11 protein-coding genes are annotated in these 14592 nt (G+C 43.6%); 8 read left to right on the top strand and 3 right to left on the bottom strand.

Features of this window, described 5'->3' with window-relative positions; all coding sequences use genetic code 11:
- The first annotated feature begins 27 nt into the window (after positions 1-27).
- The 8 genes from IEY40_RS04330 (at position 28) to IEY40_RS04295 (ending at position 6823) form a co-directional block, all read left to right on the top strand.
- A complete protein-coding gene (locus tag IEY40_RS04330; RefSeq protein ID WP_188953721.1) occupies positions 28-996 on the top strand; it encodes a hypothetical protein in 969 nt (322 codons plus the stop codon).
- A gap of 13 nt (positions 997-1009) precedes the next feature.
- Complete coding sequence (locus tag IEY40_RS04325; protein WP_188953719.1) at positions 1010-1909, top strand: DUF350 domain-containing protein; 900 nt, start codon at positions 1010-1012, stop codon at positions 1907-1909.
- 3 nt (positions 1910-1912) lie between these two features.
- Entirely contained in the window at positions 1913-3673 is a 1761-nt protein-coding gene (locus tag IEY40_RS04320; RefSeq protein WP_229777003.1) for a polyamine aminopropyltransferase, read from the top strand.
- A gap of 79 nt (positions 3674-3752) precedes the next feature.
- Complete coding sequence (locus IEY40_RS04315) at positions 3753-4166, top strand: YjfI family protein (RefSeq protein ID WP_160052590.1); 414 nt, start codon at positions 3753-3755, stop codon at positions 4164-4166.
- Positions 4167-4176: 10 nt separating this feature from the next.
- Positions 4177-4866, top strand: a complete 690-nt coding sequence (locus tag IEY40_RS04310) for a PspA/IM30 family protein (protein ID WP_160052591.1) — start codon at positions 4177-4179, stop codon at positions 4864-4866.
- A gap of 5 nt (positions 4867-4871) precedes the next feature.
- Positions 4872-5525, top strand: coding sequence for a hypothetical protein (locus IEY40_RS04305; protein ID WP_188953717.1), 654 nt, complete (start codon positions 4872-4874; stop codon positions 5523-5525).
- A 23-nt stretch (positions 5526-5548) separates the two neighbouring features.
- Complete coding sequence (locus IEY40_RS04300) at positions 5549-5884, top strand: hypothetical protein (RefSeq protein ID WP_160052593.1); 336 nt, start codon at positions 5549-5551, stop codon at positions 5882-5884.
- 111 nt (positions 5885-5995) lie between these two features.
- Positions 5996-6823 (top strand): potassium channel family protein, encoded by an 828-nt coding sequence (locus IEY40_RS04295; RefSeq protein WP_188953715.1) that lies wholly within the window; start codon positions 5996-5998, stop codon positions 6821-6823.
- Between the two features lie 115 nt (positions 6824-6938).
- Here IEY40_RS04295 and mrcB read toward each other — a convergent pair whose 3' ends face one another.
- The 3 genes from mrcB to IEY40_RS04280 all read right to left on the bottom strand — a co-directional run bounded on the left by mrcB (position 6939) and on the right by IEY40_RS04280 (position 14367).
- Positions 6939-9236, bottom strand: coding sequence for a penicillin-binding protein 1B (gene mrcB / locus IEY40_RS04290; protein WP_188953712.1), 2298 nt, complete (start codon positions 9234-9236; stop codon positions 6939-6941).
- Positions 9237-9313: 77 nt separating this feature from the next.
- A complete protein-coding gene (gene hrpB / locus IEY40_RS04285) occupies positions 9314-11920 on the bottom strand; it encodes an ATP-dependent helicase HrpB (protein ID WP_188953710.1) in 2607 nt (868 codons plus the stop codon).
- A 137-nt stretch (positions 11921-12057) separates the two neighbouring features.
- Positions 12058-14367: a putative bifunctional diguanylate cyclase/phosphodiesterase gene (locus IEY40_RS04280; protein WP_188953708.1), complete on the bottom strand. Its 2310-nt coding sequence runs from the start codon at positions 14365-14367 to the stop codon at positions 12058-12060.
- Positions 14368-14592: the final 225 nt, after the last annotated feature.

Raw genomic sequence — 14592 nt, 5'->3', positions numbered from 1 at the left:
ATGAAAAATCTACATTTTGGAGAAAACATGGTAGGTCACCTCCCCCGTGTACTCACATTGATAACCGTAATGATTGTTGCATTGGCCCTAAGTGCCTGTGGTGACGACAGACCGGAGCAAATTGCTAAGTACCAGCAGTTAACGCAGCAGCGTCTTGAATTACTTGCAACATCACTTAAAGACGATCAATTACGCAATGCCAATCTATTGAAGCAATACACCAGTATTTTAGCCAAGCGTCAGCCTGATCTTACTCCATTACTGGATGAGCTCGCCAAAGATGCCGGCACAGATGGGCCGATGTTTCAGTCACTATCTCGTCGTTATAAAGACCTTGATAACAGTGCAAACTTTATCGACTTAGACCAGCAATTGGCAGAGGCACAAAATATTTACCAAGCCGCTGACACTAGCTTATATAACGACATGCTATCTGATCCTGTTAACGTGGTTGCCGATATGTCTAAAGGGCAATTAGCGCGAGTTAATGCCATTAGCCGCGAAGCTGAAGCGTTAGCCAATGGAACTGACGGCACAGAACCGGGTAGCCAACTTGTCGGCAACCCGGCTTATGGTAGTTGGCAAAACAACTCCAGTGGTATGTCTATCTGGGCTTGGTATGGCATGTATGCGATGTTCTCAAACTTTTCGCGCCCAATTGGTTATGACAACTGGTCAAGCCGCCGTGGGTACAGCTACTACAACGATGTTGGTCGCTATCGCTATACATCGCCAAAGCAAGCCACTTCACAAGCTAAAACGTTTGAGCAAACTAAGAAGCGTTTTGAAAGCCAAGGTAAGCGCTTTGATAGCCCTTATGCTAAAACTCGCACAGGCTCAACAACCTTGTCGCGTCAGAGCACTAGCGCACCAAAACCCAGTAGCACGACTCGCACGGCAAGCTCTAGCAGCAAGTTTCGTTCGAATTACTCTAAAGACAGCAGTTTCCGCAACTCAAGCAGCCGCACTAGTCGCGGTGTTAGCCGTGGTAAATAGGTAAGGACTCCCCATGACATTTTTTCAAGAATATGGCTTAACGCAACCACTGGCGATCATCTTAGCAATCGATTTAAGTATCGCCATTGTGTTGTTGGCATTGATGCGTTATCTGCAAGGCTGGAGCATCAAAGTTAACAGCAGCGCCGAACTGGCTGAACGTGACAATTTTGCTTTTGGTATTAGTACTGCAGGTGCAGTTGCTGCCTTAGGCATTGTACTGACTGGTGCGATTACCGGCGAAGCGGCACCATCATATCTAACTGAAGCCATTGGCATGTCGGCTTATGGTTTATTTGGTTTAGTGCTCATTAAGTTCGGCCGTTTTTTACACGACAAAATTGCTTTAAACGAATTTGCAAAAAATGCTGAGATTTTAAAAGGTAACGTATCTGTTGCCGTGGTAGATGCCTCTGCAGCTATTGCTACCGCAATTATTATTAGAGCCGTGTTGATGTGGGCAGAAGACATTACCATAAATACTTTTATTGCTATTTTTAGCGCGTTTTTAATTTCGCAATTGATGTTGGTATTGTTAACCCGTTTACGTGAGCGTCGCTATGCAAAACGCAACCAAAATGCATCGATGCAACAAGCATTAGTGCAAGGGCAAACAGCCTTAGCACTGCGTCACAGCGGTTATATGATTGCCATGGCATTAAGCTTTAATGCCGCCAGTCACTTTATTATTTATCAGCCAACGGCTTACGTAACCAATATTATTGGTTGGTTTGTATTCTCGTTAATTATGCTTGTCGCACTGTCATTACTGATTGCCTTAGTGAAAAAGCTTGTTTTAGCGGGCATTAACTTGGCAGAAGAAGTTGAAAAGCAACACAACATTGGTATTGCCGCGGTTGAGATGGCAATCAGTATTGCTGTCGCTCTTATTTTAACGGCATTAATGGCGTAATTTATGACAACCCCTTTGCTTGACCCAAGCCCCCACTCGTCTACTCACGGGGGCGCAGAGCAAAGCGTCCCATTATCTCGCAATGTGTCGTGGTTTGATGATGCTCTATTACTGGGCATTATGGCCGCGCTTGCGGGATGCGGTCTTATTTACGAATACCTATTGTCACACTATGCAGGGCGTATTTTAGGAGCGCTAGAAGCAGCGATTTACACCATGATTGGGTTAATGATTGTATCGATGGGTGTTGGCGCTTTTGCTGCTCGTAAAATCAAATGTGCTTTTACTGGTTTTGCCATCCTCGAGCTCACTGTCGCCTTGTGTGGGTCATTTGCCATTATCATTACCGCCGCAGTTATTGGTTTTGGCCAGCAACTGCCACTCACTATTGCCAATACTCTTGGCTTACCACCAGATCATTTACCTAATGGTGGCTTTATTGCCAGCTTGCAAACATTAAGCGAATACTTGCCTTACGTTTGGGGCGTGTTACTAGGGTTAATGATTGGTATGGAAATCCCATTGATTGCGCGAGTTCGGCAATCGTTATCTGACGCCCATTTACTGCATAATGCCGGCACCATTTATGGTGCCGATTACATTGGCGCGGGTGTAGGAGCTGCAATTTGGGTCGGTTTTATGCTGGCGATTGATATTCAATTGGCCGCTGCATTAACAGCAAGTGTTAATCTGTTAGCAGGCTTAGCCTTTATTTGGCGTTTTTGGTCGCAAATTCGTCATGCAAAATGGTTGCTCATTGGTCATATTATTGCCAGCGTTGTGATTGGTTTACTGGCAGTTAAAGGCCCAAGTTGGGAGCAGCACTTTAATAATCTGTTGTATAAAGACAAAGTGGTCTATGCCAAAGCCACTCGCTTTCAACAACTCACCTTTACCGAGCGCCTTCGTGGAGGTGGACTCTCGCCAGTATACAACTTGTACATAAATGGTCGTTTACAGTTTTCTAGCAGTGATGAACACATCTACCATAGCTTTTTAGTCCACCCTACCCTGGCAGCCAGTGCGCGCCATGACAATGTATTAATTATTGGCGGTGGTGATGGTCTTGGGCTTAAACAAGTGCTTAAATGGCAACCAAAGGCAGTCACCTTAATGGATTTAGACCAAGATTTGTTAGCGCTATTTACAAATCCGCCTGCCGACATGCCAACCGATCTCAGTAATGCATTATTAGCACTTAATGGCGATGCGTTAAATGATCCCCGTTTAACCTTAATGGTCGACGACGCCTTTAACGGCGTGGATAAGTTATTGAGTAACGGCCAAATGTTTGATGCGATTATTGTGGATTTACCCGACCCAAGCCATCCTGATTTAAACAAACTGTACTCTGACTTATTTTACAGAAAGCTCAATGAATTACTCAGTGCAGACGGTATCATTACAGTGCAATCAACATCCCCTTATCATGCACCTAACGCCTTTATTTCTGTAGGTAAAACCCTAAGTGCTGCAGGCTTTAACGTAAAACAGTATCATCATAATGTACCAAGTTTTGGTGAGTGGGGTTGGAGTATCGGCAGTAAAATGGGCAAAAACCCACAACAGCGATTAGCGACCATCAATGAAATCCCGGTGCCAGAAGATTGGTTAACGCCAGGGCTTATTCATGCATCATTTGAATTTCCGAAACATTTTTACGACGATATCGACAAGATCAAGGTAAACGATATAGGTTCATTGCAGCTGTATTATTACCATTTAGCGGCTTGGTCAGAAAACGAAGTAATTAATCTTTTTTAATTGGACCAGATAGCACTTGACATATTATGTCTGGATGCTATCTTTACTCACAGACATAATATGTCAATTAAGGACGAATATGAACATCCATACTATTGCGAGTCACCTAAACGGGCTATGCGACCAAAGCCAAACCGGCTTTCAGTTTGACTGCTATCCGATTGATGGTGATGTTGAAGTGTTACAAGTAAATGTTGTTGGCCGTGAAGAAATTCCGGTGTTTGTATCAGTAACTGACAACCAGATATTGTGTATCAGTTATTTATGGGGCGAGAACGAAGTAAACCAGGCTCGCCGCGCTGAAATGTTTGAGACCATGTTAGAGCTCAACATTCCAATGCCATTATCTTCATTTGCAAAAATTGATGATAAGTACGTGGTTTACGGTGCATTATCAGTGCAATCGAGCATGATTGAAATTGAACAAGAATTAGCAGTACTGTCAGACAACTGTCTGGAAGTCATCGACGAACTCGTCGAATTTTTAAACTAAGGAGCCAACTATGGGCATTCTAAACAAGATTCTTACAGCGTTTCGTGGTGGTGCAACTGAAGTTGGCCAGAGTATCGTAGACGCTAACTCAACACGTATTTTTGAACAAGAAATTCGTGATGCAGAAAAGCATTTAACGAAAGCCAAGCGTGAGTTAACTGACGTAATGGCCAAAGAAATGCAAGCTAGCCGTGAAATTGATCGTCTAAAACGCAGTGTTGCAGAGCATGAAGGTTATGTGACTCAAGCGCTAGACAAAGGCAATGAAGCTTTAGCAATCGAAATTGCTGAAAAAATTGCTCAGCTAGACGAAGAATTGTCTGAACAGCAAACTGCTAACGACAGCTTTAGTTCACACGCTGTGCGCCTTAAAGATTTAGTGAAAAAGACCGAACGTCAATTGTCTGATTATCAGCGTCAATTAACCATGGTTAAAACCACTGAAAGCGTACAAAAAGCCACTGCGACTATTACCGACTCATTTGCGTCTAGTAACTCAAAACTGCTTAACGCTAAAGACTCTTTAGAGCGTATCAAAGCTCGTCAGCAACAATTTGATGACCGCTTAAAAGCGTCTGAAACCCTAGCTGAAGAAAATAGCGATAAGTCACTACATAAGAAACTAGCAGAAGCGGGTATCGGCGAGCAGAAATCAAATGCTAACGCAGTGTTAGACCGCATTAAAGCGCGTAAAGGTTAATTGGTATGGGATTTCTTAGCGGCCTTTTTGGCAAAAAAGAAGCCCCGAAGCGCCAGCTTGACCACCCAAACAAACTGCTCAAGGGTGATATGATCACCCTTGATGACAGTTTTGCTTTGCCGGCGCAACTACGCGGGCAACAGCTAAAGGTTGAAGCTATTCATACTTATGAATATCAACGCTCGCAGCTTTGTGAATTCTTATTGCGTGGCCATAGTGGCACTGCAATCTTTTTGTCTTATATTCAAGAAGACGAGTCTTACCTTAGTATTTCAATCAAAATCAATCGTGCCGATGTTGAACAAATGTTTGATCTTGATGCTTTTGCTGAAATATTTGAAGAACCTGGTAAAGCGCTCCTCACAACCCAAACACTGTCTGCAGAACTTGAAACCGAGTTTGGCCAATGGTTGAGTGAAGAGTATCATCAAGTTGAATTTGCTGGATTTGGTTATTTTCATCGTCAGGATTATCGTGGTTTAACACCACCTCAAGATGAAAATGGGGCAAAAGGCGAAGGCTTTGAAAGCTACAGCTTAGTGAACAACCAAGACTCTCATGCCGTTGATATTGAAGTGTATGAAGGTGGCGACACTGAAGTGATGTTGACCTTATATCGCCCTTTATCTGATATTAGAGAATACTGGCCGGCAAGCTGACACAAGTAGGAGATGACGTTCTTATGAGCTCAGGTAAACCGTTACCCGATAAATGGCTTAAAAACCAACAAGCAGCAAAGGCCACTCAAGTGGCTTTTGATCTGGATGAAAAGTTTCAATACTCCATCCGTAAAGCCGCTTTAGATAAAGGCGTAAGCCCGTCTGATCAAATACGTACTATCCTCGGATTATCGGTCTCTAAGCGTCCAAAACGTCCACGTTTAACAGTATCATTGAGCGGTGAAGACTACGTGTTATTAGCGCAAAAGTACGGTTTAGACAGCGACTCTCAATTAGAGATAAAAAAGCGTGTACTCGATGATTTAGTGCATTTTGTCGATAAAAAATCATCAACCTAATACCCTTTATGGTTTATGTCGCTTAAAAACAACGCACTAGGCTCACGTCTTGTGCGTTTTTTGTTATGATAACGTTTATAAGTTAATAACAATGAATCAAAGCAGGCATTCATGTTTGAATCTAAACGTTGGGCACTGAAAAACGTCGATGGTCCCAGTCCATTTGAGCTAGCCATGATGGTGTTGTCATTGGTGTCTGTGGTCATTGTGTTGACCATTACCTTTGGCCGTTTAGATTCTGAAACCAATAAAGTGCTCCTGTATATCGACAGTAGCATTTGTATGATTTTCTTGAGTAAGTTTTTTCATGGCTTATACAAGGCACGCAATAAAACCTATTACATACGCCACCACTGGATTGATTTTGTCGCCAGCATTCCGGCCATTGAAGCGCTACGTTTTGCGCGGATATTTCAAATACTTCGAGTCATCCGCTTAATCCGCATGAGCCGATCGTTATTGATCCCACTGCTTCGTCAACGCAAACAGGCGACATTAGCCAGCTTACTTGTGGCAATGGTATTAATTCTAGCGACGGCTTCTGTATTAATATTGTTAGTAGAAAGCGCCGAGCCTAATGCCAATATCCAAACAGCTGAACAAGCCATTTGGTGGGCTTTAGTAACCATCTCCACCGTGGGTTATGGCGATTTTTATCCGGTGAGTACCATAGGCCATGTTATTGGTGGATTAGTGATTGTCAGCGGAGTTAGCTTTTTCGGGGTGATTTCAGGTTATATGGCATCGGTGTTTGTCGCACCTGATGAAAATGAACGCCAAGAAGAGCAAGAAGCAAAAGATGCGCATAAAGAACAAATCAACAATAAACTCGAAGCCGCATTAGAACAGATGCAACAAAATCAATTGCAGATGGAACAAAATCAACAACAAATGCTCGAAGAAATAACCAAGCTAAGACAGCAGCTCGATAAGCATTAACCGTCGTGCTGTAGCATCGCATTATTTTATCAATACAATAAGCAGCCTGATATATAAAAAGCCCAAGTTCATATGAACTTGGGCTTTTTATTATGTTCGACTAATGATACGTAAATTAACCACCCACCAGCTTTTGCCACCAAGATAATGGCTCACCGCAATTTTCAGCGGGTCGATAACTGGCCTCTAATGCAGGTAGTCCAATAATATTGTCACAGTTACCTTGCTTCGCTATCCCCGTTGTACGATCAAAGTAGCCATTAATCACCCCATTGACTGGGATCATTCGTAAACTCAACGGCGGACGTTGTTGTAAAAACGCCTGATACACCGCCATTGCTCCGCTACTGCCATATAAGCCTGTTTTGCTGTTGTCATCCTGACCAACCCAAATGGCCGCTACGTTACGCTCGTCAAAGCCAGCAAACCAAGAATCGCGACTATCATTACTGGTACCCGTTTTACCGGCTAATCGCACACCAGGGAACGCGGCGCCTAAACGTTTAGCCGTTCCAGAACGAACTACGTGATTCATTGCATACTGCACTAAATAGTCGGTGGCTGGCGCAATCGCTTGCGAACTGGGTGCACGGCTGACATCTAAAGCTTGGTTGTTGCTGTCTAACACTGCGGTAATCGACGTCAACTTACGATAGCGCCCTTCGTCTGCCAAGGTTTGATAAACCTGTGCCACCATCAATGGAGAGCCATTCACAGCACCTAATAGCACTGACGGATATGGCGACACAGACTCTTCCCATCCCGACTTTTGCAAAGTAGACACCACATTATCAACCCCCACGGCTAAACCGACATTGACTGTGGGTACGTTCATTGAGTCTTTAATCGCCGTGAGTAATGGCACTTGACCGCTAAACTTTTTATCAAAGTTTTTAGGTGACCAGGTTTTACCTTGTTCATTTTTCAAAGTAATGGGTTTATCGTCAATAGGCGTAGCCAACGAAAACTTATCACTTTGATTTAATGCACTAGCATATACAAAAGGTTTAATTAACGAACCAATAGGACGACGAATTTCAACTGCGCGGTTAAAGCCTTCATAACCCGGGACTTTGTCGCCGACCATTGCCGCTATACCACCAGTGTATTTATCGGTAACAACCATACCTACTTGAATATTTTTAGCGCGCTTATCTAACGATGCCATAGTGGATGACACCGCCTTTTCGGCAGCCTCTTGCGCCATAGGATCAAGCGTGGTGTAAACTTTAACCCCTGACTGTTGCAACAGAGAATCACCGTAACGCTGGCGTAGCTCTTGTTTTACCACAGCAAAGAATGCCGGTAGCTTTTGATGCACTGACTTCTGTGAACTACGTAAACCCAGTGGTGACTCTGCTGCGGCTTTATATTGAGCGACGGTAAGTTTGTCATTTTCCATCAACAAGCGGAGCACTAAATCACGACGCTCTTGAGCACGCTCAGGGTAACGCCAAGGGTTGTAATAAGACGGCCCTTTAATCACTGCTACCAAAAACGCTTGCTGCGACACGGTCAATTCACCTACTGGGCGACCAAAATAAAACTGCGAAGCGAGTCCCATTCCGTGCACACCGCGTGCTTTATCTTGGCCCATATAGACTTCATTAAGGTACGCTTCTAAAATCTCATCTTTGCTGTATCTAAAATCAATAATTAGCGCCATAAGAGCTTCACGTACTTTACGGACAATAGAGCGCTCACTGCTTAAAAAGAAGTTTTTGGCTAACTGTTGCGTTAGGGTAGAACCGCCTTGAACCGTGCGCCCTGCACTAATATTGACTAACGCCGCGCGCGCAATCGCAAACGGATTAACCCCGTAATGATCATAAAAACTACGGTCTTCAACTAAAATTAATGCATCAACAATACTCGCAGGCATTTCTGGCGTACGAACAAATAATCGATCTTCTCCGTCACCCGCAATAATACGGTCTAATAATACAGGTTCTAGATGAAACACAGCTAATTCACGTTTATCAGACATGCGCTTCACTGAACTTACGCCGTTTGAATCGAAACTTATCATCACTCGCTGTTCGACTTGGTTGCCTTCAGGGTGTAAAAATGGACGACGCCATAACTCAATACGTGTACTGGAAGCAGAGAACTCACCGACTTGACGCGGATCTGAAACTTTGCGGTATCCCAATAGTTTCAATTCGGCCATCAATTGTGGGTGGTTTACCGCTGCTCCGGGGTACAACGCCATTGAGCGACTGAACATTTGCGCAGGTAGATGCCACTTTTGTCCCTCAAACTTCTGCGCAATAATTTGATCTAAATAGATCGCATAAAATGTCACTACTGCTAAACCGACAATCGACAGTTTCCAAATTAATGACCATAGTGAACGCCACAATGATGTCGTCGATTTTTTAGCGTTCGTTTTCTTAGTCGTTTTTTTTGTCATAAATCAATCATTCATCTAATTTTGCACGGTAACCGATGCGTCTTATTTTATAAGCGATGGGTTTACAAGCTACTGGCTTATAAACCTGGCGTTTTCTTTTTAGTAAATTTGGTGGCGACGGTGTTCACAGGATCGTCTGGCCACAAATGTCGAGGATAGCGACCACGCATTTCTTTTTTCACGTCAACATAAGGACCTTGCCAAAAACTGGCTAAGTCTGCAGTCACGGCTAATGGACGCTGTGCTGGAGACAATAACTCCATAGTCACGGTCATTTTGCCGTGCAATATACTCGGACTTTGTGCCAACCCCAGTGCTTCTTGTAAACGCACACTTAATAAAGCTCGGCCTTGCTGCTCTTCATTATGATAAAAATACCCTTCAGCATCGAGTGGCATTTGATATCTTATTGGTGCACGCGTTCCTGTCGCCATTGGCCAGTGTGTGGGCACTAACTGATCGAGTAGGGTTTGCTGCTGCCAACTTAAGCGGTTTTTCACTAAGCCAAAGGCATCAATTTTAGCCAACGCTGCAAGCGAATTAACCTGTTCAATGTATGGCCCTAGCCAATCAGACAAGGTAGCAAGTAAATGCGCGTCGGTTAAGCAAGGCCAGTCATGTTGTGGGGCATAATATCGAGCTAATTCGACTCGGTATTGTAACTGGATTAACGCCTCTTCACGATTAAGGATTGTTAACCCTTTTACATGGACTTGCTCCAACAATGCCGCGGTAATTTGAGCCCGTTCTGGCGCAATACCCGTTTCTGTTTTAATAATAATCTGGCCGACTTTAGTGTGTTTTTCGGCAAAAAATCGCCCTTTAGCTTCATCCCAACCGCCCTGTACTTGCCGAGAGATTAAATTGCTGAGTTCATCATCAAATAAACGCTCATCAAACCGGGCTGCTAAATATACCTGGCCGGCATTGCGGCCTTGATTTTCTTGAAAGTCAGCAACCACTAACCAAGGTTCATGTGCCAGGCTGTCGTCAGCGGCAATGACCACGCCTGTTCCGTTACTCAATAAAAAACCATCATGACCACGTGCTTTAGCAATACGGTCGGGGTAAGCAAGCGCTAACAAATAACTGATGTCTCGAGTTGAAGCCTGGCTTATGGTATCTTGTACTTGGCCAGAAATCCCTAAGGATTGTTGCCATTGGCGCACTTGTTGTTTTATTTGTCCATGTTGGGCTTCACCAAGGTAATGGTGAATGTCTGCGCCTTTTTTTGGTAAACCGCGCGCTTCAATAATACCTGCAAGCACACAGGCCAATACACACAACTGCGGCTGAGATTGTTCACTGGCAATGTGCTTAGCTTTCAATAACATGTGAGCTAAACGTGGATGGCAGCCTAACGCATAGGCTTCATGACCCAGTGGAGTTAATTTTCGTTGGGTATCAGTTAATGCTAATTGCTGTAATAGCTGCCATGCCACTTGTTCATGTATAGCTGGCGGCGCTGTCAGTAATGATAATTCGCTGAGCGCCTTAGCTCCCCAACTAGCACAATCTAATACCATTGAGGTGAGTTCGCTTAGGCTAATTTCTGGCTCATCCACTTTACGTAAGCGCCCATGTTCTTCTTGGCTCCATAAACGCACACAATATCCTGGCGCTAAACGCCCTGCACGGCCACTTCGCTGTAAAGCCGATGCTTGGCTGATACGCTTAAGTCCTAAACGCGTCACGCCGGTTTTAGGGTTAAAACTGGCTTCGCGGCGATAACCGCTGTCGATAACAATAGTGATGCCTTCAATCGTTAAACTCGACTCCGCTACGTTTGTCGCAAGTACGATTTTGCGTTTACCCGGTTCGGTCAAAACAATCGCGCGATCTTGCTCTGTTGGCGTTAAGTCACCATACAAAGGGCAAATAAGCCATGTTGGATCTAAGCGTTCACTAAGTAAGCGAGCCAGTTTATTGATTTCACCTTTTCCAGGTAAAAATGCTAACACACTGCCAAGTTGATATTCAGCTAAGCTGGCATCGTTTACGGTGTCGTTAATCACTTTAACCATATGCATTAACCATGGCTGTTGTGCTGGACAAGGTTGATAGTGATGTTGAACCTCAAAGCTACGCCCTTGACTGCTAATTTGCTGTGCTGTGGGCATTAACTCAGCCAAAGGTAAACCAGACAAGGTTGCAGACATGGCTATAATCGTTAAGTCATCTCGCAAGGATTGTTGCACTTCAAGCGCAAGAGCAAGGCCAAGATCTGTGGGCAAATGACGCTCATGGATTTCATCAAAAATAATTACAGCTACCCCAGTAAGTTCTGGGTCCTGTTGTATCATGCGGGTTAAAATACCCTCGGTGACAATTTCGAGTCGGGTATTTTTGCTCACTTTCGTGTCGCCACGAACCCGATACCCCACATCCTGCCCAACCGGTTGCCTCAATTGCTTAGCAATAAATTGCGCCACGTTACGCGCTGCAACTCGCCTTGGCTCAAGCATGATTATTTTGCCACTGATTTCGGGCCACGCTAACATGGCTAATGGCAATGCAGTTGATTTACCCGCCCCTGTAGGTGCTTCTAGAATAAGTTGTGAATGATTATTTAGCGCGCTGCGTATGTCATTTAGTACAGCATGAATAGGCAATATTGCAGAACCTGCCAGCTGGGTGGGCGATAATGAGTCAGGCTTGGCGGTGTCAGATATAGTCAACGGCATTTACTATGGCTGTGATTTTACGCGGTATTTTATACTATTAGCGAGTATATACCCAATCCGGCTGAAGATACTCAATTTCAGCACGAATTTACAGGTGTTTTGGCAAGGCCATTGATTAGGTAAATAACTATCGAGCACTAGATCTCTAATGCCTTTCTCTCTTCTTCAGTGATAATGCTAATAGCATCCGTGAGCCAAGGGGTACGAAGACCACTGTGGAGTTCGGCAAGCCGAGTCGGTTTATTTATGGCGTAACCTTGGGCGTAATCGACACCGATATTCCTGAGGTACTCACCGATGTCAGTATTTTCAACAAACTCGGCGATCACTTCAAAATTCATGTCTTTACCTAATTGGCAAATCGCTGACACAATAGCTTTGTCGCTGCGATTACTGCATAAATTCACCACAAACTGGCCATCGATTTTTACGTAATCAACATCAAGACATTTTAAATAGGCAAAGCTAGAAAAACCAGAACCAAAATCGTCCAAGGCCAACTTACAGCCAAATGGTTTCAGTAAATCGATTAATCCTGTGGCTTGTTCTAATTGGCTAACGGCAGCGGTTTCTGTAATTTCAAAACACAATTTATCAACCAACTCAGGCTCAACCATTAGGCGCATTTCCAGCCAACTCATAAATTTTTGGTCTGCTAATGACATGGCCGATAAATTAACCGAGACCATCGACAGTTGCTTCCAAATATTGAGATTTTCACCCCCCCATTTTAGCAGGTTATCTATTACCCAGCGGTCAACTCGCGGCGCCAAATTATAACGCTCTGCAGCAGGTAAAAAGACACCTGGTGACACATAAGTCCCATCACTTTGTACCATGCGCAGCAAGATTTCCATGTGTATGCCGCTTTCTTGCTTATCAAGGGGTTCGATTAACTGGTAAAACAATTCGAATTGATTAAGCGCCAATGCACCAGCGATGTCGACAGACGCTAACATTTGGTTATACATAATATGCATTTGCGGATCGTCTGGATTATAAAAATGCCATCGATTACGACCATCTTCTTTTGCCAATTGGCAAGCGGCATCAGCTTTACTCATTACGCCATAAATGTCGTTGTCAGCATAGTCAACTTGAGCAATACCAATACTGGCGCTGATATTATGTTTAATGCCTTTCCACACAAATTCATGGTCAAACAACTGCTGGCAAATTCGTTTGGCAACCTGCTGAGCCGAAGACTTATCTGAATAATGCATTAACAAACCAAACTCATCGCCGCCTAAACGTGCAACTACATCGCCTTTACGTAGTAATTGCTTTAAGCGCACCGCGACTTGTTGCAGTAATTGATCGCCCGCCTGATGGCCGCTGAGATCGTTAACCACTTGAAATTGATCGAGATCGAGAAATGCAATACATGATGGAATATGGTCTTCATCTTTTAGCAGTTCTTCGAGCATATTTTCAAACTGCACTCGATTAGGTAAGCCAGTCAGTACGTCATAATTTGAATGAAATGAAAGCTCATCGGCCAAACGATAACGTTCGGTCACGTCTTCAACCATCAGTAATAATTGTTGCTGACGATTTAAGGCATGGCAAAAACTAAATTTATACCAGTGACTTTTGATCCCGTTACGTAAAGGGATTTCGCACCAGGCCTGACGTAAAATGCCTTCGCGAACTATGTGTAATGTATCGTTAAGAAGTGGATGGTCTTCATCACGCAATATATTGAATAAATTATCGCCCAGTCTAATGGGCAAAATACTTTGCCAAATATCATTTTGAAGCACAACATTATTGTGTAAGTCAATCAAGGCGCAGGCCATTGGCAATAATTGAAACAACTCTTGATATTGTTTATCTTTATTATCGAGCACCACAGCTAAACGGCGTAACTCTAATGCTGACGCCAATTGATAGGCGGTATCATCAAGTAATTTAATCACAAACGCGCAAGGATCAGGTTGATCGTCGGCTACCGGTTTAGGTTCTGAGACACACAAAGCGCCTAAAATCACTTTAACATTTCCCACCCGCAGTACAGGGCTCAGAGCAAAATGCTTACAGTCGATATTTAGCGATGTAAAGGTGTGTAGTAACGAAGACAGGAATGGCTTATCTTGGAGAAGAGTCTGATTGTCTTGCGATGCGTTATAGATGATAGATTGGGCATTTTCCAATAAGGAATCACACAAGACTTGATTGCTATTAATATATTGATTAAATAATACTTGTGCGTCGAGTGAAGCAGTAAAATGGCTGACACATTGTTGTTCTGTGGTATCGATAATGTCACTGTCGGGAGCAAACACATTATCATATTGGCTAGTCAGTATGAACGCAGCACTGGAATCGAGTCTATTACAGACGAGTTGAAGCGCCCGATTGAGCAGATCTAATACCGAAGTATTATTCCCTTCAATAGGTCCATTTGTGAACACACTTTTCAATAGTTGTTGGGTGCTATCTGCCATTCATCAACTCAATCAAGGTTTGCAATTCAATTTGCTTAGGGATAATAACATGCGTTCTTTATCGTTATGTTAGCCATTAGTACAAATCTAAGTGTAGTTTAGTCACTCACATTTAACGATATTTGTTTATATCATGTTGTATTAATAATCTATTAGGGTTAGGGATTCAACTCATTACTAATTAAGGGCTCGCGAATGCACACTCGCAATTCACAGCGATTATTT

It is taken from the genome of Shewanella ulleungensis (genome assembly GCF_014648315.1).
Classification (GTDB): domain Bacteria; phylum Pseudomonadota; class Gammaproteobacteria; order Enterobacterales; family Shewanellaceae; genus Shewanella; species Shewanella ulleungensis.
This window is presented reverse-complemented; position numbering and strand designations above follow the sequence as displayed.